Source organism: Rhizobium sp. P40RR-XXII (assembly GCF_012641405.1).
In the GTDB taxonomy this organism is placed as follows: Bacteria; Pseudomonadota; Alphaproteobacteria; order Rhizobiales; family Rhizobiaceae; genus Rhizobium.
Genome location: NZ_JABAII010000004.1, coordinates 153,704 through 176,685, shown reverse-complemented (window position 1 = coordinate 176,685; position 22,982 = coordinate 153,704). Strand labels below are relative to the sequence as shown.

Sequence of the window (22,982 nt, the reverse complement as noted above, 5' to 3'; positions counted from 1 at the left end):
TTAACGAAAACAGGCGGACCGCAATGCTGCGATCCGCCTGTTTTCTTGATACGTGGCGAATGGTCGGGAAACCCTATTCTGCCGCCTGCGCATGCGGGCGATGATCGATCGCATCATCCTCGTCATCTTCCACCGGCTTCGGCTGCTTCCAGGCGATCAGGCGATAAAACATCGGAATGAAGAAGGTGGCGATGAAGGTCGCCGCCAGCATGCCGCCGATGACGCCGGTGCCGATCGCATGGCGGCTGGCCGAGCCGGCGCCGGTGCTGATCGCCAGTGGCACGACACCGAGGATGAAGGCGAGCGAGGTCATGACGATCGGGCGGAAGCGCAGCCGCGCCGCCTCGAGCGCCGCCTCGGCCGCACTCATGCCGTCCTTGCGCTTCAGCACGGCGAACTCGACGATCAGGATGGCGTTCTTTGCCGCCAGGCCGATCAGCGTCACCATACCGATCTGGAAATAGACGTCGTTGGTGAGCCCGCGCAGATAGGTGGCAAGCAATGCACCGAACAGCGCAAACGGGATCGCGGTGATGACGGCAAGTGGCAGGCTCCACTTTTCATACTGCGCGGCGAGGATCAGGAACACCATGATGATGCCGAAGATCATCGCCTGCGTGCCGGCGCCGCTGGTTTCCAGCTCCTGGTAGGCGGAGCCAGTCCAGGCGATCTGGAAGCCCTCCGGCAAGGTCTCGGCCGCCACCTGCTGCATGGCCTTGATCGCATCGCCTGACGTATAGCCGGGCGCCGGGTTGCCGGTGACCTTGGCGGCGTTGAAGGCGTTATAGCGTTCGAGCTGATCGGGACCGATGGTGCGCGTCACCTTGATGAGCGTATCGAGCGGAATCATCTTACCGCTGTCCGAGCGCACGAAGACCTGGCGCAGATCGTCAGGCGATTCGCGGAACGGCGCTTCCGACTGCAGGTTGACCTGATAGTTACGGCCGTAGAGCGTGAAGTCGTTGACGTAGAGGCTGCCGAAGGTCGCTTGCATGGCATCGAAGACCGAGTTGATCGGCACGCCGAGCGCCTTGGCCTTCTCGCGGTCGAGATCGGCGCGGAACTGCGGCACGTTGGTGTCGAGCGTGGTGCGCACACCCGCAAGCTCCGGCCGCTTGGAAGCGGCCGCCACAAGCTTCTGCGCCTGTTCGGAAAGCCCTGCGACGCCCTTGCCGCTGCGATCCTGCACATAGACTTCGAAACCGCCCGTTGTCGACAGACCCTGGATCGGCGGCGGGTTAAAGGCAAGCACCATGGCATCCTTGATGCCCATATTGGCGCCGATCATCGGGCCTGCGAGATTGCGGGCGTCGAGCTCGGGCGTCTTGCGCTCGCTCCAGTCCTTCAGCGTCACGAAGGCGACGCCGGCGCTGCTCTTCAGGCCCCCCGACAGCAGGTCGAAGCCAGAGACCGCAAAGACGTTCTCGACGCCGGGCAGCTTCTCGGTGTTGACGAGCGCCTCATCCATGACGGCCTGCGTGCGCGTCAGCGAAGCGGCCGGCGGCAGGATGGCGATCTGGAACAGCGAGCCCTGGTCCTCGTCCGGCACCAGCGATCCCGGCAGCGTATAGAAGAGATAGCCGGTCACGCCGAGCAGGCCGGCAACCAGCACGCAGCCGACGATGACGCGCTTCAGGAAGAAAGCGACGCCTGCGGCATACCCCTCCGTCAGCCGCTCGAAGGCGCGGTTGAAGATGCGGAACGGCAAGGCTGGCTCATGATGGCCGGGCTTCAGGATCAGCGCGCAGAGCGCCGGTGTCAGCGTCAGCGCCACGATGCCGGACAGAATGACCGAGATCGCGATGGTGACGGCGAACTGCTTGTACATCTGGCCCGCCAGCCCGCCCATGAAGGAGACCGGGATGAAGACGGCGCAAAGCACCAGCACGATGGCGATGACCGGACCAGTCACTTCGCCCATCGCCTTGATGGCCGCCTTTCTTGGCGACAGTTTCTCGGTCGACATCAGGCGCTCGACGTTTTCAAGCACCACGATGGCGTCGTCGACGACGATACCGATCGCGAGCACCAGCCCGAACAGCGTCAGCAGGTTGATCGAGAAGCCGAGTATATACATTCCGGCAAAGGTGCCGATGATCGAGATCGGCACGGCGATGACGGGGATCAGCGTCGCCCGCCAGTTCTGCAGGAAGACGAAGACGACGATGATGACGAGCAGGATAGCTTCGATGAAGGTCTTGACCACTTCCTCGATCGATACCTGGATGAACTTCGTCGTGTCATAGGGGATCTGGTAGGCGACACCCTGCGGGAAGGACTTCTGCAGCTCGTCGAGGCGCGACTTCAGCGCAGCCATCGTATTCAAGGCATTGGCGCCCGGCTGCAGATAGACGGCGATCGGGATCGCCGGCGTGCCGTTCAGGCTGCTCTGCACCGAATAGCTCTTGGTGCCGAGCTCGATGCGCGCCACGTCCTTCAGCCGGAGCGTCGCGGCGTTGGCGGTCGAACGCAGGATGATTTCGCCGAAGGCATCGACATCGGGCAGGCGCCCTTGTGTCGTCACCGTATAGGTAAAGGCCTGCGGATTGTTGCTGGGCTGATCACCAAAACGGCCGGCGGCGAACTGCGAATTCTGCTCCTGAATGGCGGTCGCGACATCGCTTGGCGTCAGATTGTATTGCGCCAGCTTGTCCGGCCGCAGCCAGATGCGCATCGAATAGTCAACATCGCCGAGCAGGTTGACGTCGCCGATGCCGGGAATGCGCTTAAGGTCGTCGATGACGTTGAGCAGGGCGTAATTGCCGACATAGGCGCGGTCATAGCGGCTGTCGGTCGAATACATCGCCACGAAGCCGAGGATCGAGGTCGAACGCTTGGTGACGACGACGCCGAGGCGCGTCACGTCCTGCGGCAGGGTCGAAACCGCCCGCTGCACGCGGTTGTTGACGTTGATCGCCGCCTGGTCAGGATCCGTGCCGAGCGCGAAGGTCACCGTGATCTGCATCGCGCCGCTGTTGGAGTTCGTCGACTGCATGTAGAGCATGTTTTCGACGCCGTTGATCTGCTGCTCGAGCGGAGCGGCAACGGTCTGCGCCACGGTCTCGGCGCTGGCGCCCGGATAGGTCGCGGTGACCACGACCTGCGGCGGCGTCAGTTCCGGATATTGTGCGATCGGCAGGATGCGCAGGCAGACGGCGCCTGCGAGCAGAATGACGATCGAGATCACCGCCGCGAAAACGGGGCGGTCGATGAAGAATCTGTTGCCCAACATCAGTTCTGCGCCACCTTCTTCGCGTCCTTAGGCGTTGCATCCGCCGTCGCCTGCACCGGGGCGCCGGGGCGCACCTTGATGATGCCTTCGGTGATCAGTCTGTCGCCGGCCTTGAGACCGGACAGCACCAGCCAGCTGCTGCCGATCTTCTGGCCGAGCGTCACCGGATTGACGTGCGCCTTGCCTTCCTGATCGATCGTATAGACGAACTGTCCCTGCGGGCTCTGCATCAGCGCCACTTCGGGGATCGTGATGGCGTTATCGAGCGAAACGCCCGTCACCTTCGCACGCACGAACTGGCCCGGCAGCAGCCGGCGGTCGGGATTGTCGACCACGGCGCGGGCCTGCAGCGTGCCGGTCGACACGTCGATCGTGGAGGAGGTGAAGTCGACGACGCCGTCATGATCATAGGACGTGCCGTCGCCGAAAGAGATCTTGACGCCGAGATTGGGCGCCTCGCCCTTGGCCTTTTTCATGTCGATCAATCGGCGCACTTCTGCCGCCTCGGAATCCGAGAACGAGAAATTGACGTAGACCGGATCGAGCTGCGTGATGCTGGTGAGCAGGCCGGTATCGCCCGTCGTGCCGATCAGGCTTCCCTCGGACACCTGCTCGAGGCTGGTGATGCCGCCGACCGGTGCGGTGACCTTGGTATAGTCGAGATTGAGCTGCGCCGTCTGGACCTGCGCCTGCGCGGCGGCAACGGCCGCCTCCGCCAGCTGCCGCGTGGAAATCGCGTCGTCGCGCGCCTTCTGCGTGACCGCGTTCTGCTCGAACAGCGTGACGTTGCGCTTTTCCTCGCGCTGCCCTTGCGCCAACTGAGCCTGGCTTTGCTGCAATTGTGCCTGAGCCTGGGCCAGCGCTGCCTGGTAGGTCGCCGGATCGATCAGGAAGAGCACATCGCCCGCCTTGACCTCGGCGCCCTCAATAAAGTTCCTTTTCAACAGGATACCGCCGACACGTGCCCGCACATCGACTTGCCTAAAGGCGGAGATGCGCGCAGCATATTCGTAGGTCAGCGATACGGTCTGCGGCTTGACGTCAATGGCTGTCACCTGCGGCGGCGGCATCTGTGCGGCCTGTTGCGCGAGGGAGGGGAATGCGCTGAAGATAAGCAGTCCGGCGACAACGAGGCTGCTGCGCAGGAGGAGGGAACGATGCGTCGTCATGGGAAAATCACCGCGAGATTCAACATTTTTTATTGCGCCGCAATATACAAACATACATGAATGATTGTAAACATCAAATCGACGTGACTTTCGTGCCGAATATCGCGAACCGCATGCAGGTTTCAGATATTACCGCATGAAATCAGATATATAGCGCGCGGCGAAATACCCCTTTTCGCCCGCGGAAGTTCGAGGAGGCGCATGCGCAGAACCAAGGAAGATGCGGCCAGGACCCGCGAGGAAGTCCTCGCCGCCGCCGCCGAGATTTTCTACGAAAACGGCGTCAGCGGCTCGAGCCTCGAAAAGATCGCCCAGCGCGCAGGCGTAACGCGCGGTGCGATCTACTGGCATTTCAAGGACAAGGCCGAGGTCCTGACGGCACTGCATAGGGAGATCCGCCTGCCGCAGGAGACGATCGTCGATTATGCGATTGCTCATGGCCATGACGATCCCCTCGGCCTGATCGAGAACGCCACAATCGAAGTCCTGCAGATTCTGGTGAATGATGAGCATCAGCAGCGCGTCTTCGCCATCATGATCCTCGGCTGCGAGTTTACGGAACACCTGTCCGACGCGGCCCAGCGGATCGTCACGGCCAATGCCGAAATGTTCGGCAAGTTGCAGAAACTGATCGAGATGGCGGATGAACGGAGCCGGCTTGCGCCGCTATGGACCGCCGATGCCGCCGCCCGGGCCATCCAGTGCTCGATGAATGGCCTTCTTGCCGAATGGCTTCGCTCGGGGAAATCCTTCCCGCTGGTCGACGTGGGCGAGCGGCTAGTCCGCAGCCTGATCCACTCCATGCGCGGTGAAACCTCTAATTAGGCGCCTGCGTGCCGCGTGGCCTCGGCCAGAGAAATGTCCGACTTGATTTCCCGCGTCGACATCGAGGTCACCGTATGCCTGACGCCGGGCAGCCTGTTCAGCTCCTGCCGCAACAGCCGATCGAGGGCAGCCATGTCTGTGGCCAGGATATGAAGGAGATAATCCGCCTCCCCCGTCGTCGCATGGCAGCGCCAGATCAGTGGATGTCGGCGGACGGCGGCTTCGAAAACATCGAAGCGCTCGACATCGATCGAAACCTGCACGAAAGCCTCCAGGCCGAAGCCGAGACGGGCGGGGTCGAGAAGCGCCCTGTACCCCCTGATCACGCCAGCCTCCTCCAGCGCCTTCACCCGTTTCCAGCAAGGCGTCTTGCTGAGACCGGCGAGATCGGCAAGCGCCGCGAACGAAATGCGGGCATCGGCCTCGAGGGCGGCGATGATCTTGTGATCCAAAGCGTCTAAATCCATCGTTCTCTCCGTCGCGTAAAAACTTGTCGATCGTACTCTATTTCCGCGATTTTGGATGACAAATAGGAACAATGTTCAAGCCGAAATTTCGTATCCTGCAGGAAGAGCAAACATGCTTGGCGGTCGAGGGCCGGAACAAAGGGAACGAGGATGCAGAAGAAAGACTATTACGCGCGCATCGAAGCGCCCGAAATGCGCGACTATGGCGTTTACCTGCAATGCGACAAGCTGCTCGCCTGCCAGAAGCCGCTCGGCGGCATGGTCAACGGCGACGAACTGCAGTTCCAGATCGTGCATCAGGTGGAAGAGCTCTGGATGAAGCTCATGGCCTACACGCTGGTCGACGTCATCGCCTTCATGGAGGAGCGCAACACGCATCGCGTCGTCACGCTGATGGGCCGCGTGCACCGGATCATGCGCATGATGACGGCGCAGCTCGACCTTCTGGAAACCATGTCGCCGAAGGAATATCAGCAAATCCGTCTGCAGCTCGGCAATGGCAGCGGACAGGAATCGCCGGGATTCAAATTCCTGCTGCGCATGCCGCCCGATCTCTGGCACGCCTTCAAGGCGAACTATCTCGACGCCGCCGGCCTGACGGTCGCGGACATCTATGATGGGAAATACGATCATGGCGACAGCTACGTGGTCGCCGAGGCGCTGGTGGAATATGACGAGCTGTTCCAGAAATTCCGCGCCAACCATATCTACCTGATCCAGCGCTCCATCGGCCTCGGCTCGAAATCGCTGAAAGGCCGCCCGGTCGACCTTTTGCAGGCCGGCACGCGCCATCGCTTCTTTCCGGATCTCTGGGACATCCGCGCCGAAATGACCGATCGCTGGGGCAGCGAATACGGTGTCGTCCGCGATTCCATTTCCAACCACGACGCCGCCGAATAGGCGCTGAATGGAAACTGCCTTCCGCTGCCGCCGATTTCAAGCGGAAGGCCTTCGATGACTGGTAGACCCAGGTTCCTCGGATAGCCCCATGGTCACTATCCGCTCGGCAAACGCTGCCGAGAATGTTGCGATCCCGATCCCTTGCAAGCATTCGGCCCGCAATCGGTTGATGCGCGGGGCGACCGGGGCACCGTCTTCCCCGTCGTAACGGTCAAGCCGGACGGACTCCTTTCCCCATCGAGCAAATCACCCGGTTGCCTCCGACACTGGCCCCGACGCCCTGCCACAAGGGCCAGGAAATTGGCATTTTGGTCCTATGAAATGTAAAAACCATGAAATATAGCCTATTGCATAAATTTGTTACCTGGCATATTTAATTAGTAACTTCAAAATCCGATCCTCCCCCCGGAGCCCCGCATGACGCAATTTCAGGAAGCCGCCACGCAGGAACGCACATGGAAGTTCGCGAGCCGTGACGAGGACGACCGCCCGAGCCTTCCGGAAGTCAATTCGACTGTTAAGGTTCCTGATGCCGGCAGCTGGATCCGGCGCCTGATCGCCTTCCTCGGCCCAGGCTATATGATCTCCGTCGGGTACATGGACCCCGGCAACTGGGCGACGGATCTCACCGGCGGGGCGCAGTTCGGCTATACGCTGCTTGCCGTCATCATGCTGTCGAACCTGATGGCGATCCTGCTGCAGGCACTGTCGGCCAGGCTCGGCATCGCCACCGGCCGCGACCTCGCCCAGGCCTGTCGCGATCACTATCCGCGACCCGTCAACCTGGCGCTCTGGTTCGCCTGCGAACTCGCCATCATCGCTTGCGACCTTGCGGAAGTCATCGGCACGGCAATCGCGCTGCAGCTGCTTTTCGGAATTCCGCTGATCGGCGGCGCGCTGATCACCGCGCTTGACGCCTTCCTGCTGCTCCTCCTGATGAACAAGGGCTTCCGCTACCTCGAAGCCTTCGTCATCGCGTTGCTGATCGTCATTGCCACCTGTTTTGCCGTCCAGATTGCCGCCGCCGCCCCGCCGGTTGCAGCGATCCTCGACGGCTTCATCCCCTCGCCCGAAATCGTCACCAATCACCAAATGCTCTATATTGCCATGGGCATCATCGGCGCGACGGTCATGCCGCATAACCTCTACCTGCACTCCTCGATCGTGCAGACGCGGGCATACAAGCGCACGGAAGAAGGACGCCGCGACGCCATCAAATGGGCAACCGTCGACAGCACCGTCGCACTGATGCTGGCGCTGTTCGTCAATGCCGCCATCCTGATCGTTGCAGCAGCCGCCTTCCACACCACCGGCCACTCCGATGTCGCCGAGATCGGTCAGGCATATGAGCTCCTGTCGCCACTGCTCGGCCTCGGCATCGCATCGACGCTGTTTGCGGTGGCGCTGCTGGCCTCCGGCCTCAACTCGACCGTCACGGCGACGCTTGCCGGCCAGATCGTCATGGAAGGCTTTCTCCGGCTGCGAATTCCGCACTGGGCAAGACGGCTTTTGACGCGCGGCCTCGCAATTATTCCGGTTGTGTTCGTAACCGCCATCTATGGTGAAAAGGGCACCGCGAATCTCCTCGTGCTGAGCCAGGTTGTCCTGTCCATGCAGCTGCCTTTCGCGGTCATCCCGCTGGTCCAGTTCGTCACGAACCGTGAGAAAATGGGCAGTTTCACCGTATCCAGAAACATTGCCGTCCTTTCCTGGGCGGTCGCGGCAATCATCCTGCTGCTGAACTTCAAGCTGCTCTACGACACCATCTTCGGTTGACGAATCATTTTGAACGCGCGAATCTGGATCTGTGGATGATCACGACAATTAACGGACTCGTAATATTTGCCTAGATTTCGCCACGATTTGCCCTAGTTTGGGCCCACCGCAGTCTGCAGGGTTCCTCACTTCATGGCCGAAAGTCCATTGCGCGTTCAATTTCCTGCAGAGGCTGCCATCCAGGCGCGGCCGCATCATGATTTTCACATTCCATTTCTGCCGCGCTCCGCCCATCTGCGCCATCTGATCGCCATCGGCCTGGCGGGCACCGCATCCTTTGGGCTGCTTGCCACCGTGCTCTATCCGCTGCTGGCGCGTCATACGATCGAACAAGCCGTGCCCATGCGCACGGCGGAGCTCGCCCATCCCCAGCCTGCAATGCCCAAGGGCAGCCGGTTGGCGGCAAAACAGCGTTTCGACGGCGCTCGCTTCGCTCAGGTTGCGGAAAAGCTCTCCAGCGGCGAAACCCGCATCTTCACCTACCATCGCACCACGCTCGTCTTCAAATCCGACGAGTCCGAAAGTGCGCGCAACGGTGCCGAAGCCATCAATGTCGCCTATGGCGGCGAGCGTGCCGACAATGAGATGTTCTCGCCACCGTCGCTTTCGGATATCCGCGACGGCATCTACCCGCAAACGACGCATTACGACACCGTGCGCCGCTCGCGCTTCCCCGTTCGCGGCGTCCCGCTGAACGTCAGCGTATCGAAGGCGACGACCGGCGAGCAGGGCCGTGAATTCCACCGACTGGTCTCCATGCCGAAGGACAAGCAGGATCTGCAGGACATCCTGGCTTCCGCGGGCCTCGGCAGCGACGCCGGCGACGAGCTGCAGCGCGCCCTGGAGACCGATACGGTTTCGCCCGGCGACAGCCTGGAACTGCTGCTCGAGAAGACGGGTCCGCACGCACGCCCGAAACTGATCATGGCCCGCCTCAGCGGCGACAAAACGCCGGAGCGGGTCGTTGCCCGCGACGATGCCAACGGCTTCGTGCCGATGGCCAACGACAGCCTGTTTTCGACCCTCTATAGCGAAAGTCAGGCCGAGGCGCCGTCCTCTTCGGAAGTAGCGGCGGTCGATCTCAGGAACGTCGACGGCAATGACGAGGCTGCGGTCAGCGCCAAGCTGGAGAGATCCGGCCTGAGCAAGGAATATGCCTTGCAGCTCATCAAGCTCGCCAAGACCAAAGGCGTTTCGCTGACGAGCATCGAGGACGCTCCCGACAGCGTCGACCTCCTCTTCCGAAAGTCGGATGACGGCCGCAACGAGCTTATGTTCATCGAATTCCATGCCGATGGCGACACGCATCGCTTCTATCTGCATAGGGACGGAGGCGACGGTTCCTCGGAATTCTACGATGAAAGCGGTCACTCGGTCGCTAAGTCACTCGTACACCGCCCCGTGCCGAACGGCACGCTCGGCGATGGTTTTGCCTGGCGCATCCATCCCATTCTCGGCGTGAAGAAATTCCACAACGGCGTCGATTTCCGCGCGCCGATGGGTAGCCCCATTCAGGCGGCCGGCGACGGCATCGTCGAGAAGATTTCCTGGGAAACCGGCTACGGCAAATATGTCCGCATCCGTCATGACGGCGGCTATGAAACCACCTATGCCCATATCTCCGCAACGCCGCAGTCTTTACGCGTCGGCCAGCGCGTCACGCAGGGGCAAGTCATCGCCTATGTCGGGTCGACCGGCTACTCCACCGGCCCGCATCTCTATTATGAACTGCGCGTCAACGGCCGCTATGAAAACCCGCTGACGGCGCAATTGCCGGCCGGCACGAATCTCACCGGCAAGTCGCTCGACAGCCTGCGCTCGCAGGTCAGCCACGTCGAAAACATCATGAGCTATCTCGATGTTCCGCCGGCCCGCGACAATCCGCCCGAACCCTTTTCCAGCTTCGATCAGGGGCCGAATTTGGGCGCGAGCCTCGGACCCAGTTTCGGGCCGAACCATTTCGGCACGCCGTAACCGTAAACCAGCCAGAAGCCGGTCTATGCGCCGCCATTTCGCGCTCCGCGCGGGTGGCAATGGCGCGTCGGTGCCGAATGCGATAACAATCCTCCGATACATCGCCATAGAGACGGTATCGCCGCGTGCCTATGACAGGCATGCCGAAATCGTCCACAAGACAATCTGTAAGGAGCAGACATTGGCGCGCAAGCCGTTGCCGGAACCGAAGGATCGCTTGCCAAGCGAAAGCAGGCGTCTGCGCGCCGATGCGCAACGCAACCGCGACATGCTGATCGAAGTCGCGGCGCATGCCTTCGCGAGCCACGGCACCGCCGCCTCGCTGGAGGATATAGCACGACAGGCGAATGTCGGGATCGGAACGCTCTATCGCCATTTCCCCAGCCGCGAGCATCTCGTGGAGGTGGTCTATCGTCACGAAGTCGAGGCGCTATGCGCGGCGGCCGAGACGCTCTCCGGCGAACTTGCCCCCGATCAGGCCCTGGAGGAATGGATGCATCGCTTCGTCGGATATCTTGCCACCAAGCGTGGCATGGCCGATAGCCTGCGCATTCTTGTCAACAGCAACTCCAAGCTCTTCGCCGACAGCTACGGCAAGGTGCCCGTCGCACTTGCCGGCCTGATCGAAAGAGCGGTCGCCGCCGGTTCGATCCGCGCCGATGTCGACAGCACGGACGTGCTGCATGCCCTGACGGGGGCCTATTCCATGCCCAATTCGCCGGAATGGCACGATCGCGCCCGGCGTCTCGTGCGCCTGTTGATGGATGGATTGCGCTGGGGTGCGCCGAAATTGCCGACGCCATAGGGCCTGATAATCGGCGGGATGCTTCCTATATGTTTTTTTGAACGCGAATCGTCAGGCGCGTCTACCGCCGTCGTAGCCTTGTGCCTGGCCATTATCAAAGCTGCGGAGAGCAAAAATGTCCGAAAAGCTGGTCAAAATCCCCGGTCCAGATCACCCCATCACGATCGAAGAGAAGTATGCCCATGTCACCGTCTCCGTCGCCGGCAAGATGATTGCCGACACGCATGAGGCGCTGTCGCTCAAGGAGGCATCCTATCCGGCCGTCCTCTACATTCCCCGTAGCGATGTCGACATGTCCTTGCTGCAAAGGACCAGCCACAAGACCTACTGCCCCTACAAGGGCGAATGCTCGTATTACAGCATCCCGGCCGGCGGCGAGCGTTCGGTGAACGCGATCTGGACCTATGAAAATCCCTATGCGTCCGTCAGCCGGATCAAGGACCACATGGCCTTCTATCCGGATCGCGTCGATTCGATCGATATCATCACCTAAAGAGCAAGGCCGCTCGACGCGTCGAAGACATAGACCTGCTCCGGGCTCACCGAGACATTCAGCGGCTGCCCGTAGCGCACCGGCGCCTCGCCATCGACCACGGCCGTCACCTGCTCGCCCGCGAGGTCGAAGAGCACATGCATCTGCGCGCCCGTCGGCTCGACCAGCAAAGTCTGGCCGGTGAGCGGCGAGCCGTTGCTGGCAAGGCTCAGATGCTCCGGCCTGAGGCCGATCTTCACGCTCTGGCCCGCCTTCACCTTGCGTTCTCCGGCAATGCGCACCGGCGTACTGTCCTTCAGCCGCACGGCAGGGGAGCCCTCGATACCTTCGACCACGCCGTCGAGGAAATTCATGGCCGGCGAGCCGATGAAGCCGGCGACGAAGAGATTGGCCGGTTTGCGGTAAAGTTCGATCGGCGTGCCCTGCTGCTCGATCCGGCCCTGGTTCAGCACGACGATGCGGTCTGCCAGCGTCATCGCCTCGATCTGGTCATGGGTGACGTAGATCGAGGTGGTCTGCACCTTCTGATGCAGCGCCTTGATTTCCGAGCGCATCTGTACACGCAGTTTCGCATCGAGGTTGGAGAGCGGCTCGTCGAACAGGAAGACGGCGGGATTGCGCACGATGGCGCGGCCCATGGCGACACGCTGGCGCTGGCCGCCGGAAAGCTGCGCCGGCTTGCGGTCGAGCAGCTTGGTGAGATCGAGCATGCGCGCAGCTTCGTTGACCCGCTGCTCGATGACCGGCTTGGTCTCGCCCGAGAGCTTCAGGTTGAAGCCCATATTCTCGGCGACCGTCATATGCGGATAAAGTGCGTAGGACTGGAAGACCATGGCGATGTTGCGCTCGCGCGGCGTCATGGCGTTAACCACCTGCCCGCCGATCGACACGTCGCCATCGGTGATTTCCTCAAGCCCGGCGATCATCCGCAGCAGGGTGGACTTGCCACAGCCGGAGGGACCGACGAGCGCGATGAACTCGCCGTCCTCGATCGCCAGTGAGATATCGTGGATGACGGTCAGCGCCCCATAGGCCTTGTGGATGTTGTGCAGTTCGACGGATGCCATTTGTTTGTGCTCCAATAAGGCTCAGGATTTCACCGCGCCGGCGGTGAGGCCGGCAATGATGTGCTTCTGCGCCAGGAAGAAGACGATGACGGTGGGCAGGATGGTCAGCGTGATGAAGGCGAGCACCAGCTCCCATTCCGTGCCGAATTCGCCGCTATAGACCATCATGCCGAGCGGCCAGGGATAGATCGAGTCCGAGTTCAGCATGATCAGCGGCAGGATGTAGCTGTTCCAGCTGCCGACGAAGGAAATGATGCTGACGGTCGCGATGATCGGCCGCGAGAGCGGCAATGAAATATGCCAGAAGAAACGGATATAGCCGCAACCATCGACAAAGGCCGCCTGGAACAATTCTTCCGGAAGGTTTCGAAAATAGTTCCGGAAGAGAAGGATGCTCATGCCGAGACCGAAAGCCACCTGCGGCAGCACTACGCCCCAATAGGTGTTGAGCAGGCCGAGATCGCGGATGCGGATGAAGAGCGGCAGGATGGCGGTGGCGGCCGGGAACATCAGGCCGATGAGGAAATAGTTCAAGAGGAAGTTCGAGCCGAAGAATTTTACATGCGCGAAGGCGAAGGCGGCCATGGCCGAGACCGACAGCGTCAGGAACACGGTGAGAACGGCGATGATCAGGGAATTCATCATCTGCCGCCAATAGCGGTCACCGAACAGGATGCCGGTATAATTCTCGAAATGCCACTCGACCGGCAGGCCGAACGGATTGGTGCGGAGATCGCCGAGCGTCTTGAAGCCGCCGAGCGCAGTCGTCAGCAGCGGGATCAGCACGATGGCGGCAATGAGGGTCAGCGACACATAAAGATAGATCTTCGTGCCGGTGGTCAGTCGAACGGATGAAGCGATATCAGTCATTGCGCATAAATATCCGTTTGTAGCCGAAGGCGAGGGTGACGCAGATCACGAACAGCACGACGCCGACGGCGCTGCCGAGGCCGACCTGCATGCGCGTAACGCCGAAATTGTAGAGGAAGGTCACCATCGTCTGCGTCGAGTTGAACGGGCCGCCGCCGGTGAGCGGCATGATCATGTCGAAAAGCTGCAGCGATCCCACGACTGCGAAGAAGACGGAAAGACGCAGCGTCGAGCCGAGCAGCGGCAGCGTCACGTAACGGAACTTCTGCCAGCCGGTCGCGCCGTCGATCTCGGCCGCCTCCAGCACGCTCTTGTCCAGCGACTGCATGCCGGCGATGAACAGCATCATATGGAAGCCGAAATATTTCCACACGATCACGCCGAGCACGGCATACATCGCCAGGTCCTTGTCGGCGAGTACATAGGGCGTCGGCGTGCCGAGGAATTGCGCGATCGCGGCAAACAGGCCGTAATCGCCGTCATAGACGAAGCGCCAGATCAGGCCGGCGGCCACTTCGGCCAGCACGTAAGGCAAGAAGAAGATCAGCCGGAAGAGCACGACGCCGCGAATGCGGTGCGCCAGCATCGTCGCGAGCCAGATGGCAAGCGGCACCTGGATGGCGATCGAAATCAGGATGATGAGCGCATTGTTCTTCAGCGACGTCAGGAAGGCGCCGTTCTTGAAGAGCACCTGGAAATTGCGCAAGCCCACGAACTCCGTCGGCGGGCCGTAGCCGTTCCAGCGATAAAGGCTGTACCAGGCCGCCTCCCCCATCGGCAGGATGACGAAGATGGTAAAGAGCAGCAGCGCCGGCGGCAGGAACAGCAGGATGACGGGCAGGCGGCCGCGCGCGGCCGGCGATTTTCGTTTTGCAGCCGGCCTCGCTCTTGCGACGGAAGGCATGGCGGTCGTGGCGCTGACATCGGTCATGGGCGGTCTCGACAGTTACAATTCAAGGAAAAACCGGCGCCGGCACAAGGGAGCGGCCGGCGCCGGATGCCGCTAGAGCTGGTCCTGTTCGAAGGCGTCCTGGACCTGCTGCGCGCCATCCTTCGGCGAAATCTGGCCGGAGACGATGCCGACGGCCACATCGTTGACGACGCGGCCGACCGAGGGGCCGAGATCCTGGTCGAAGAAATTCTGGTGCCAGGTCGAATGCGCCAGCTGGTCGGCAGCTTCGTGCATCAGCGGACCCTTGACGCCATCTTCGGCGCCGACGGCGACCGGGATGATCATGCCGGCCTGCGCCATGGTGCGCTCGTTTTCGGCATTGGTCAGATAGGCAAGGAAATCCAGCGCCTCGGGCGGGGCCTTCTTGGTGACGGCCCAGCCGTTCAGGCCACCGAGCGTATCGGTCGGAAGGCCAGCGCCGCCGGTCACGGCCGGGAAGGCGAAGCGGCCGATATTGTCATTCGTCAGACCCTTGCCGTCGCCGGAATTGGTGCGCTGGTTGGCAACCGTATTTTCGAAGCCGAGGATCATCGCGGCCTTGCCGTCGCCGAAGACGCCGAGCGCCTGCGGCCAGGTGGTGCCGAGATAGCCGGGCTGGAAGGGTTCGAGCTTGCCAAGCTCGGCAAGCTGTTCGCCGGCCTTGATGATGGCCGGGTCGTTGAAACCGTTGCCCTTGCCGTTCTTGGCGTCGCTGAAGACCTGCTGACCGCCGTCGCGCATCACCAGATAGCTCCAGTAGAAATGGATCGGCCATTTCTCGCCGCCACCGCCCGCGATCGGCGCGATGCCGGCAGCCTTGATCTTCTTGACGGCGGCCAGATAATCGTCCCAGCTCTTGATGGCATTGGCGTCGACGCCGGCCTTGGCGAACAGCGCCTTGTTATAGAAGAAGGAAACCGTGCCGAGCTTGTAGGGTACAGCGCTGATCTTGTTGTCGAAGGTCAGGCCCTTGACGGCCGCCTGATTGTAGCTCTTCAGCCAGGCGCCATCCTTGGCGTTCATCGCCGCGGTCAGATCCAGCAGCGTGCCGGTCTGCTGCTGCTGCTTCAAGACGCCTCCACCCCAGCTGAAGAAGAAATCGGGCGCGTCCTTCGATTGCAAGAGCGTCGGCAGCTTCGCCTTGAAGGCCTCGTTGGCCAGAAACTGCATCTCGATCTTCGTGCCGGGATGCTTGGCCTCATACTGATCCGCGATCTTGCGCCAGACGGCGACATAGTTCGGATCGGTTTCCAGATGCAGCCATTTGACGACGGTGTCGGCGGCAGCGCCCGTCGCGCCGGCCAGGATCGCCAAGCCGGTCGTGGCGGCGACAGCTGCGATGCGAAGGGCCTTGGCCCCACGTAGATGGATCATGATTTTCTCCTCCCAAGGGAACCAAGAGCCTCAATATTTTTTCCCTTATGCGGAATAATTCAACGGAGCTTTGCTGAAATGTCAACCACCATCGCTAAATTTTCGGCATATTGCTGGCAAAATGGCTTGACATTGGGCGATGACCATAGGTTATTTAATTCGCATTCCGTCAAAAATACCAGGCCGCAGCCGAGCGGGTCCGTCATTCGGCGCCATTCTCATGAAAACAGCAGATCCCGAGCTTATGCGGGCGATAAACCGCTTCAACGTGCTGGATACGATCCGGCGGGCGGGCTCGATCGCACGTATCGAAATCAGCGACCGCACGCAGCTTTCGACCACCACCGTGTCGGCGATCACAGCCTCATTGCTGGATGACGGCTTGATCCTAGCGCGGACGGAGGGCGACCTGCGCGAGGCGGCCACTCGAGGCCGGCCGCGCGTCATGCTGGAGCTCAATCCGGATGCCGCCCGCGTCGTCGGCGCTAAAATCGCCGCCAACCGCATGGTTTTCGTCGTGACGGACTTTCGCGGCGAGGTTCTTTCCACGCTGACGCTGGCGCTACGCGTCGACCGACAGCCGATCGGTGTCATTGCCGATCTGATCGAGGATGGCGTGCGCCGCTGCGTTGTCGACGCCAATCTGGCTTTGGACGAGATCGATTCCGTCTGCCTCGGCCTGCCCGGCGTCATCGAACATCGCACCGGCCATGTGCGCACCAGCCCGATCTTTCGCGAAACCGGCGTCGATTTCGCCAAGGAAATGTCCGAGCGGTTGGGCGTGATCACCATCGTCGAAAGCGACGCGCATGCGATCACGCTCGCCCATCACTGGTTCGGCAAGGCGAGAGACCTGGACGACATGGTGCTGGTGTCGCTGGAACAGACGCTGGGGCTCGGCGTGCTGCATGGCGGCCAGCTCTTTCGTGGCGCCGGCGGCCTCAGCCACAATCTCGGCGATCTCGTGCTCGGCATGGGTCCGCAAGGCATCATCCGCCTGGCAAGCCTTGCCGGCGAAAGCGCCATTCTCGGCGATCAGCCAAGCGGCCGTTTTGCCGAAGCCATCCGTCTCGGTCGGGGCATGGCGCATGCCAAGACGCTGATAGACGCCGAAGACATCTCGCTTATCAATGCGGCAATCCGCGCCGGCGAAGCCTGCGGCATGGCGCTTGCCAATATCGTCACGCTGTTTGCCCCACCGCGCGTCATTCTTGTGGGATCGAGCCTGGCGCTCGGCCAGCCCTTCCTCGACAGCCTGCGGGAGGCCTATTCGCTGGCCATTCCGCCATCGATCAAAGGGGTAACCGAACTCGTTTTCGACCAGTCCACCGACGAGACCTGGGCACAGGGCGCCGCGGTCGTCGCGCTGCGCGAACTCTACGAATCGCCCTGGGGGACGACGGGACCGGCACCGGCCCTCTGATCCCTGGAATTGCGTCGAAACAACAGGATAGAGCGGCTCAGCGATTCCGTGAAACGCTGAGCCGCTCCAGGACAGCAAAGACAATTCATCTGGAGGAAATCTATGAACAAGGTCGGCATCGGCATTATCGGCTGCGGAAACATTTCCGGCGCCTATCTCACCGCCATGAAATCCTTTCCCGTTCTCGACATCAAAGGCGTGGCCGATCTCAATCGCGAGCTCGCCGAGGCGAAGGCTGCCGAATTCGGCCTGAAGGCCGTGGATATCGCAACCCTGCTTGCTGATCCCTCGGTCGAGATCATCGTCAACCTGACCATTCCCAAAGCGCATGTTGCCGTCGGCCTGCAGGCGCTGGACGCCGGCAAGCACACCTATTCGGAAAAGCCGCTCGGCATCAATTTTGCCGAAGGCAAGAAACTCGCGGATGCCGCGGCGGCCAAGGGCCTGCGCATCGGCGCGGCCCCCGACACCTTCCTTGGCGGCGGCCATCAGACGGCGCGCGCCATCATCGACGAGGGCGCGATCGGCATCCCGGTCGGCGGCACCGCCACCTTCATGTGCCCCGGCCACGAGCGCTGGCATCCGAATCCGGCTTTCTATTATGAAGTCGGCGGCGGCCCGATGCTCGACATGGGTCCCTATTACATCACCGACCTCGTTAACCTGCTCGGTCCCGTCTCCCAGGTCGCCGGCTTTGCCGTCACGCCGCGCAAGGAGCGCATCATCACCAGCGAGCCGCGCAACGGCGAGCACGTTCCGGTGCACGTGCCGACGCATGTTGCCGGCGTCATGGCCTTTGCCAATGGCGCTGTCGTCCAGATCGGCATGAGCTTCGATGTCGCCGGCCACAAGCATGTGCCGCTCGAAGTCTATGGCACGGAAGGCACGCTGATCGTGCCTGATCCGAACCATTTCGGTGGCGCTGTCGAATATCTGAAAAAGGGCGGCCAGTTCGAGGGGCGCGAGGTCACCGCCCCCTATGCCGACGGCAACTACCGCTCGCTCGGCGTCGCCGATCTGGCGCACGCCATCCGCTCCAACCGGCCCCACCGCGCCGATGGCAGCCTAGCGCTGCATGTGCTCGAGGTCATGGAAGCCTTCCAGACGGCCTCCGACACCGGCCGCACGGTCACGATTACTACCAAAACCGAACGTCCGGCCCCTCTGTCCGAATCCCTGGTGGACGGAAAAATCGGCCGCTAATCGAAAGAGTTCAGGAGATACATCATGCGTGAAGCACTTATTGTCTGGGGCGGCTGGAGCGGCCACGAACCGCAGGAATGCGCCCATATCATCCGCGACATGCTGGAAGAGGACGGCTTCAAGGTCTACCTCGAAAACAGCACCGAAGCCTTCGCCGACCCCTCGATCCACGATCTCAGCCTGATCGTGCCGATCGTCACCATGTCGAAGATCGAGAAGGAAGAGGTGAAGAACCTTGCCGATGCGATCGAAAGCGGCGTCGGCATCGCCGGCTATCATGGCGGCGCTGGCGACTCGTTCCGCGAAAGCGTCGAGTATCAGTTCATCATCGGCGGCCAGTGGGTCGCCCATCCCGGCAACATCATCGACTATACGGTCAACATCACGCGACCGGACGATCCGATCATGGAGGGGATCACCGATTTCCCCTATACGTCGGAACAATATTACATGCATGTCGATCCGTCGAACGAGGTGCTGGCGACCACGACCTTTACCGGTGATCACGCCTACTGGATCGACGGCGTCGTCATGCCGGTCGCCTGGAAGCGCAAATACGGCAAGGGCCGCGTCTTCTATTCCTCGCTCGGCCACCAGGCCAAGGAATTCGACGTGCCGCAGATGAAAACCATCTTCCGCCGCGGCGCCAATTGGGCGGCGCGCTGAGCGCTGCCCCTTTCGAAAAAAACCGCTCCTCATATCATTTGAGGGGCGGCTGATTATCGGGCTCGGCCGCCGCCGCAACCTCATTGCTTCGAGCAAATCGCAGCCGGAGCAGGCCGGACGGGCCGCCGCTGGAATCTCCCGCGAAAACGCGGTGCAGCCTTCACTCTTTCGGCCGTTTGCCAGCCCATTCCCAGACATTCCAAATTTTCGTCCCATAGTCGGCGGCAAACCCGATGCCGGATCGCACGCGCCGCCGACGCCAAGGAGCGGCCGCGGGCCTCAAGAGACGCGGAGCGCGAGATCGCGCCGGGAGGCCTGTTGGGTTTCATTTCCAATGCCGATCAATCGGTTACCGGTTTTGTTATTTATCCCTGAAATAGGCCTCCAGCCAGATTCATGAAGCGAAACTGAAACGCGACCAGTTTTCGTTTGACATTCCTTTATCTTCATTTATCGTCATTCTTGTTTCGGTTTTCGCGTGAGGGATGCAAATCGAAACAAGGGGAGGAATAATTGTCCGAAAATCAGATCAACACGGAAAACGGCATGGTTTGCGGCATAGGCCGCACCGCCACTGACGTCGCGCGACGCAATTCTTGCCGACGCGATGTTTCCGCGGGCAAATCGGCACAATCCACCTCCCGACAACCATAATCTCAGCAACAGACACCGCCCGGCGACGGCATTTCCGGACGGATCAGTCTCTTCGCGATCCTCGCGGCAGCATCGATATGCGACGCATGGAAGGAATTTATCGTGCTTGAACTTAGAGGCGTATCGAAGTCGGTCGGCGGCGAGACGCATATCGCAGAAACGAACCTGACGCTGCAGCGTGGCACGCTGAATGTGCTGCTGGGACCGACGCTTTCGGGCAAGACGTCACTGATGCGGCTGATGGCCGGGCTCGACAAGCCAACCGCGGGAACCATTCATGTCGACGGCACCGACGTCACCGGCCAGCCGGTGCAGCGCCGCAACGTCGCGATGGTCTACCAGCAATTCATCAATTATCCCGCGATGACCGTCTACGACAATATCGCCTCGCCGATGCGGCTGGGCGGCAAAAGCGCCGCGACCATCGACAAGGAGGTCAAAAAGGCAGCCGACCTTCTGCGCCTTGGCCCCTTCCTCGACCGCCTCCCGTTGAGCCTTTCCGGCGGCCAGCAGCAGCGCACGGCACTCGCGCGCGCCATCGTGAAGAATGCGGGGCTGGTGCTGCTCGACGAGCCGCTTGCCAATCTCGACTACAAGCTGCGCGAGGAGCTGCGCGCCGAATTGCCGAAAATCTTCGCCGAATCCGGCGCGATCTTCGTCTACGCCACGACGGAACCGTCCGAGGCCCTGCTCCTCGGCGGCAATACCGCAACCTTGGCGGAAGGCCGCATCACCCAGTTCGGACCGACGATCGAGGTCTTCCGCAACCCGAAGGACCTGATCACAGCCACCACTTTCGCCGATCCGCCGCTGAACACAATTACGCTCGACAAGCGCGGCGGCGAATTCGTGCTCGATGGCAATATCCGCCTGCCCGTGCCGAAGGATCTCCAAAGTCAGCCGGATGCCCGCTACACGATCGCCTTCCAGCCGCATCATCTGGCGCTTGCGCCGCAGACGCCGGAAGCTGTCGCCGCGTCGGCAACAGTGAGCGTCTCCGAGATCACCGGTTCGGAAAGCTTCATCCATATCGACGTTTCCGGCCGGCGCTGGGTGATGCTGACCCAGGGCGTGCAGGATATCGATGTCGACGATGCGATCGATGTCTATATCGATCCGCGCCATATCATGGTCTTCGACACCGAAGGCGCCGCCGTCACTCCCACCCTGCAACAAGCCGCCTGAGGAGAGACAATGGCCCGCATCGATCTTGACCACATCAGGCACGCTTACAACGACCATCCGAAATCCGACGCCGACTATGCGCTGAAGGAAGTCAACCATAGTTGGGAAGACGGCAGCGCCTATGCGCTGCTCGGTCCCTCGGGCTGCGGCAAGACCACCCTGTTGAACATCGTGTCCGGTCTGGTGCAAGCCTCCGAGGGACGCATCCTCTTCGACGGCAAGGACGTGACCCGGCTGTCGACCCAGGAGCGTAACATCGCGCAGGTCTTCCAGTTCCCCGTCGTCTACGACACGATGACCGTCTACGACAATCTCGCCTTCCCGCTGCGCAACCGGCATGTTCCGGAAGCCGAGGTCAAGCGCAAGGTCGATGAGATCATCGAGATGATCGGCCTTTCCGACAGTGCCCATCGCAAGGCGCGCGGGCTCACCGCCGATGCCAAGCAGAAGATCTCGCTCGGCCGCGGCCTCGTGCGCTCCGATGTCAACGCCATCCTGTTCGACGAGCCGCTGACCGTCATCGATCCGCATATGAAATGGGTGCTGCGCTCGCAGCTGAAGCAGCTGCACCGCCGCTTCGGCTTCACCATGGTCTATGTGACCCACGACCAGACGGAGGCGCTGACCTTCGCCGACAAGGTGGTGGTCATGTACAATGGCGAAGTGGTGCAGATCGGCACGCCGAACGACCTGTTTGAGCGCCCGCGCCATACCTTCGTCGGCTATTTCATCGGCTCGCCCGGCATGAACGTCATGCCCGTCGAAATCGAAGGCAGCAGCGCGCGCATCGGCAGCCGCACGATCGCGTTGCCCGGCGCGCCGCTGGAAAAGCGCACCGGCCGCTCCGAACTCGGCATCCGCCCCGAATTTGTCCGCATCGGCCGCGAGGGCATGCCCGCGACAGTGACCAAGGTCGAAGATCTCGGCCGCCGCAAGGTGGTCCGCGCCAAGCTGGACGGCCAGGATATCGTCGCCGTCATCGGCGAGGACCAGACGGTGCCGGCCGAGCCGCACATCGCTTTCGACCCGGCCGGCATCAATATCTACGCCGACTCCTGGCGCATCGAGATGGGAGCCTGACGATGGAGAAGACCTGGAACAACAAAGCCTGGTTCATGCTCATTCCGGTTCTGCTGCTGGTCGGCTTTTCCGCCGTCATTCCGCTGATGACGGTGGTGAACTACTCGGTGCAGGACACGTTCGGCAACAACGTCTTCTTCTGGGCGGGCACGCAGTGGTTCGAAGAGATCCTCCATTCCGGCCGCTTCTGGGATTCGATGATCCGCAACCTGATCTTCTCCTTCGTCATCCTGGCGATCGAAGTGCCGCTCGGCATCTTCATCGCCCTCAACATGCCGAAGAAGGGCATCGGCGTTCCCGTCTGCCTCGTGCTGATGGCCTTGCCGCTGCTGATCCCGTGGAACGTCGTCGGCACGATCTGGCAGGTCTTCGGGCGCAGCGACATCGGTTTGATGGGCTATGTCCTCGTCAATCTCGGCATCGACTATAATTACGTCTCCGATCCCGCCGACGCCTGGGCGACGATCATCATCATGGACGTCTGGCATTGGACGAGCCTTGTCGTACTGCTCTGCTATGCCGGCCTCGCCTCCATCCCCGACGCCTTCTACCAGGCCGCCAAGATCGACGGCGCCTCGCGCTGGTCCGTCTTCCGCTACATTCAGCTGCCGAAGATGAACCGCGTCCTGCTGATCGCCGTGCTGCTGCGCTTCATGGATAGCTTCATGATCTATACCGAACCCTTCGTCGTGACCGGCGGCGGCCCCGGCAATTCGACGACCTTCCTGTCGATCGATCTCGTGAAGGTGGCGCTCGGCCAGTTCGACCTCGGCCCGGCGGCAGCCATGTCGCTGATCTACTTCCTGATCGTGCTCCTGCTGTCCTGGGTCTTCTACACCGTCATGACCAATTACGATGCGGGAGAACGCCGATGAGCGGCAAATCCTT

Annotated in this window: 19 protein-coding genes; 12 read left to right on the top strand and 7 right to left on the bottom strand. The window is 61.5% G+C overall.

The features are described 5' to 3' along the window. Window positions 1-73 precede the first annotated feature (73 nt). Window positions 74-3,232, bottom strand: a complete 3,159-nt coding sequence (locus tag HGP16_RS09630; protein WP_168839789.1) for an efflux RND transporter permease subunit — start codon at window positions 3,230-3,232, stop codon at window positions 74-76. Beyond that, window positions 3,232-4,401, bottom strand: a complete 1,170-nt coding sequence (locus HGP16_RS09625; RefSeq protein WP_168839788.1) for an efflux RND transporter periplasmic adaptor subunit — start codon at window positions 4,399-4,401, stop codon at window positions 3,232-3,234. Before HGP16_RS09625 ends, HGP16_RS09630 begins: the two co-directional genes overlap by 1 nt. A 201-nt stretch (window positions 4,402-4,602) precedes the next feature. Between HGP16_RS09625 and HGP16_RS09620 the strand changes: the two genes are divergently transcribed. Continuing rightward, complete coding sequence (locus tag HGP16_RS09620) at window positions 4,603-5,226, top strand: TetR family transcriptional regulator (RefSeq protein ID WP_168839787.1); 624 nt, start codon at window positions 4,603-4,605, stop codon at window positions 5,224-5,226. Here HGP16_RS09620 and HGP16_RS09615 read toward each other — a convergent pair. After that, window positions 5,223-5,693 carry an Lrp/AsnC family transcriptional regulator gene (locus tag HGP16_RS09615; RefSeq protein WP_168839786.1) on the bottom strand — a complete coding sequence of 157 codons (471 nt, stop codon included), beginning with the start codon at window positions 5,691-5,693 and terminating at the stop codon, window positions 5,223-5,225. The genes HGP16_RS09620 and HGP16_RS09615 overlap by 4 nt on opposite strands. A gap of 150 nt (window positions 5,694-5,843) precedes the next feature. Between HGP16_RS09615 and HGP16_RS09610 the strand changes: the two genes are divergently transcribed. The 5 genes from HGP16_RS09610 (at window position 5,844) to HGP16_RS09590 (ending at window position 11,641) form a co-directional block, all read left to right on the top strand. Continuing rightward, on the top strand, window positions 5,844-6,593 hold the full coding sequence (locus HGP16_RS09610) for a tryptophan 2,3-dioxygenase family protein (protein ID WP_168839785.1): 750 nt from the start codon (window positions 5,844-5,846) through the stop codon (window positions 6,591-6,593). Between the two features lie 417 nt (window positions 6,594-7,010). Further along, window positions 7,011-8,369, top strand: a complete 1,359-nt coding sequence (locus tag HGP16_RS09605) for an Nramp family divalent metal transporter (protein WP_168839784.1) — start codon at window positions 7,011-7,013, stop codon at window positions 8,367-8,369. A gap of 132 nt (window positions 8,370-8,501) precedes the next feature. Then, complete coding sequence (locus HGP16_RS09600) at window positions 8,502-10,343, top strand: M23 family metallopeptidase (RefSeq protein WP_168839783.1); 1,842 nt, start codon at window positions 8,502-8,504, stop codon at window positions 10,341-10,343. A gap of 25 nt (window positions 10,344-10,368) precedes the next feature. After that, the gene (locus tag HGP16_RS09595) at window positions 10,369-11,148 is read left to right on the top strand and encodes a TetR/AcrR family transcriptional regulator (RefSeq protein WP_312862869.1); all 780 of its coding nucleotides are present in this window, start codon (window positions 10,369-10,371) and stop codon (window positions 11,146-11,148) included. 115 nt (window positions 11,149-11,263) lie between these two features. Then, window positions 11,264-11,641, top strand: a complete 378-nt coding sequence (locus HGP16_RS09590; RefSeq protein ID WP_168839782.1) for a DUF427 domain-containing protein — start codon at window positions 11,264-11,266, stop codon at window positions 11,639-11,641. Here HGP16_RS09590 and HGP16_RS09585 read toward each other — a convergent pair. The 4 genes from HGP16_RS09585 to HGP16_RS09570 all read right to left on the bottom strand — a co-directional run bounded on the left by HGP16_RS09585 (window position 11,638) and on the right by HGP16_RS09570 (window position 15,883). Beyond that, window positions 11,638-12,708 carry an ABC transporter ATP-binding protein gene (locus HGP16_RS09585; protein ID WP_168839781.1) on the bottom strand — a complete coding sequence of 357 codons (1,071 nt, stop codon included), beginning with the start codon at window positions 12,706-12,708 and terminating at the stop codon, window positions 11,638-11,640. The genes HGP16_RS09590 and HGP16_RS09585 overlap by 4 nt on opposite strands. Window positions 12,709-12,729: 21 nt before the next feature. Then, entirely contained in the window at window positions 12,730-13,578 is an 849-nt protein-coding gene (locus HGP16_RS09580; protein WP_168839780.1) for a carbohydrate ABC transporter permease, read from the bottom strand. Then, window positions 13,571-14,509: a carbohydrate ABC transporter permease gene (locus HGP16_RS09575; RefSeq protein WP_168839779.1), complete on the bottom strand. Its 939-nt coding sequence runs from the start codon at window positions 14,507-14,509 to the stop codon at window positions 13,571-13,573. The genes HGP16_RS09580 and HGP16_RS09575 overlap by 8 nt, the downstream gene beginning before the upstream one ends. A gap of 72 nt (window positions 14,510-14,581) precedes the next feature. Beyond that, a complete protein-coding gene (locus tag HGP16_RS09570) occupies window positions 14,582-15,883 on the bottom strand; it encodes an ABC transporter substrate-binding protein (RefSeq protein WP_168839778.1) in 1,302 nt (433 codons plus the stop codon). A 220-nt stretch (window positions 15,884-16,103) separates the two neighbouring features. On the opposite strand from HGP16_RS09570, the gene HGP16_RS09565 reads away from it, so the two are divergent. From HGP16_RS09565 to HGP16_RS09540, 6 genes are all read left to right on the top strand, one after another. Continuing rightward, window positions 16,104-17,306, top strand: a complete 1,203-nt coding sequence (locus HGP16_RS09565) for an ROK family transcriptional regulator (RefSeq protein ID WP_168839777.1) — start codon at window positions 16,104-16,106, stop codon at window positions 17,304-17,306. 102 nt (window positions 17,307-17,408) lie between these two features. After that, the gene (locus HGP16_RS09560) at window positions 17,409-18,509 is read left to right on the top strand and encodes a Gfo/Idh/MocA family protein (RefSeq protein WP_168839776.1); all 1,101 of its coding nucleotides are present in this window, start codon (window positions 17,409-17,411) and stop codon (window positions 18,507-18,509) included. Between the two features lie 24 nt (window positions 18,510-18,533). Next, entirely contained in the window at window positions 18,534-19,175 is a 642-nt protein-coding gene (locus HGP16_RS09555; RefSeq protein ID WP_068389995.1) for a ThuA domain-containing protein, read from the top strand. A 756-nt stretch (window positions 19,176-19,931) separates the two neighbouring features. Beyond that, a complete protein-coding gene (locus HGP16_RS09550; RefSeq protein ID WP_168839775.1) occupies window positions 19,932-21,014 on the top strand; it encodes an ABC transporter ATP-binding protein in 1,083 nt (360 codons plus the stop codon). A gap of 9 nt (window positions 21,015-21,023) precedes the next feature. Further along, window positions 21,024-22,094, top strand: a complete 1,071-nt coding sequence (locus tag HGP16_RS09545; RefSeq protein ID WP_168839774.1) for an ABC transporter ATP-binding protein — start codon at window positions 21,024-21,026, stop codon at window positions 22,092-22,094. A gap of 2 nt (window positions 22,095-22,096) precedes the next feature. Then, window positions 22,097-22,969, top strand: coding sequence for a carbohydrate ABC transporter permease (locus HGP16_RS09540; protein ID WP_168839773.1), 873 nt, complete (start codon window positions 22,097-22,099; stop codon window positions 22,967-22,969). Window positions 22,970-22,982: the final 13 nt, after the last annotated feature.

Excerpts from the sequence above, each read along its gene's own strand:
- HGP16_RS09630 (WP_168839789.1), bottom strand. The coding sequence starts at position 3,232 with ATGTTGGGCAACAGATTCTTCATCGACCGCCCCGTTTTCGCGGCGGTG.
- HGP16_RS09625 (WP_168839788.1), bottom strand. The coding sequence starts at position 4,401 with ATGACGACGCATCGTTCCCTCCTCCTGCGCAGCAGCCTCGTTGTCGCC.
- HGP16_RS09620 (WP_168839787.1), top strand. The coding sequence starts at position 4,603 with ATGCGCAGAACCAAGGAAGATGCGGCCAGGACCCGCGAGGAAGTCCTC.
- HGP16_RS09615 (WP_168839786.1), bottom strand. The coding sequence starts at position 5,693 with ATGGATTTAGACGCTTTGGATCACAAGATCATCGCCGCCCTCGAGGCC.
- HGP16_RS09610 (WP_168839785.1), top strand. The coding sequence starts at position 5,844 with ATGCAGAAGAAAGACTATTACGCGCGCATCGAAGCGCCCGAAATGCGC.
- HGP16_RS09605 (WP_168839784.1), top strand. The coding sequence starts at position 7,011 with ATGACGCAATTTCAGGAAGCCGCCACGCAGGAACGCACATGGAAGTTC.
- HGP16_RS09600 (WP_168839783.1), top strand. The coding sequence starts at position 8,502 with ATGGCCGAAAGTCCATTGCGCGTTCAATTTCCTGCAGAGGCTGCCATC.
- HGP16_RS09595 (WP_312862869.1), top strand. The coding sequence starts at position 10,369 with ATGCGCCGCCATTTCGCGCTCCGCGCGGGTGGCAATGGCGCGTCGGTG.
- HGP16_RS09590 (WP_168839782.1), top strand. The coding sequence starts at position 11,264 with ATGTCCGAAAAGCTGGTCAAAATCCCCGGTCCAGATCACCCCATCACG.
- HGP16_RS09585 (WP_168839781.1), bottom strand. The coding sequence starts at position 12,708 with ATGGCATCCGTCGAACTGCACAACATCCACAAGGCCTATGGGGCGCTG.
- HGP16_RS09580 (WP_168839780.1), bottom strand. The coding sequence starts at position 13,578 with ATGACTGATATCGCTTCATCCGTTCGACTGACCACCGGCACGAAGATC.
- HGP16_RS09575 (WP_168839779.1), bottom strand. The coding sequence starts at position 14,509 with ATGACCGATGTCAGCGCCACGACCGCCATGCCTTCCGTCGCAAGAGCG.
- HGP16_RS09570 (WP_168839778.1), bottom strand. The coding sequence starts at position 15,883 with ATGATCCATCTACGTGGGGCCAAGGCCCTTCGCATCGCAGCTGTCGCC.
- HGP16_RS09565 (WP_168839777.1), top strand. The coding sequence starts at position 16,104 with ATGAAAACAGCAGATCCCGAGCTTATGCGGGCGATAAACCGCTTCAAC.
- HGP16_RS09560 (WP_168839776.1), top strand. The coding sequence starts at position 17,409 with ATGAACAAGGTCGGCATCGGCATTATCGGCTGCGGAAACATTTCCGGC.
- HGP16_RS09555 (WP_068389995.1), top strand. The coding sequence starts at position 18,534 with ATGCGTGAAGCACTTATTGTCTGGGGCGGCTGGAGCGGCCACGAACCG.
- HGP16_RS09545 (WP_168839774.1), top strand. The coding sequence starts at position 21,024 with ATGGCCCGCATCGATCTTGACCACATCAGGCACGCTTACAACGACCAT.
- HGP16_RS09540 (WP_168839773.1), top strand. The coding sequence starts at position 22,097 with ATGGAGAAGACCTGGAACAACAAAGCCTGGTTCATGCTCATTCCGGTT.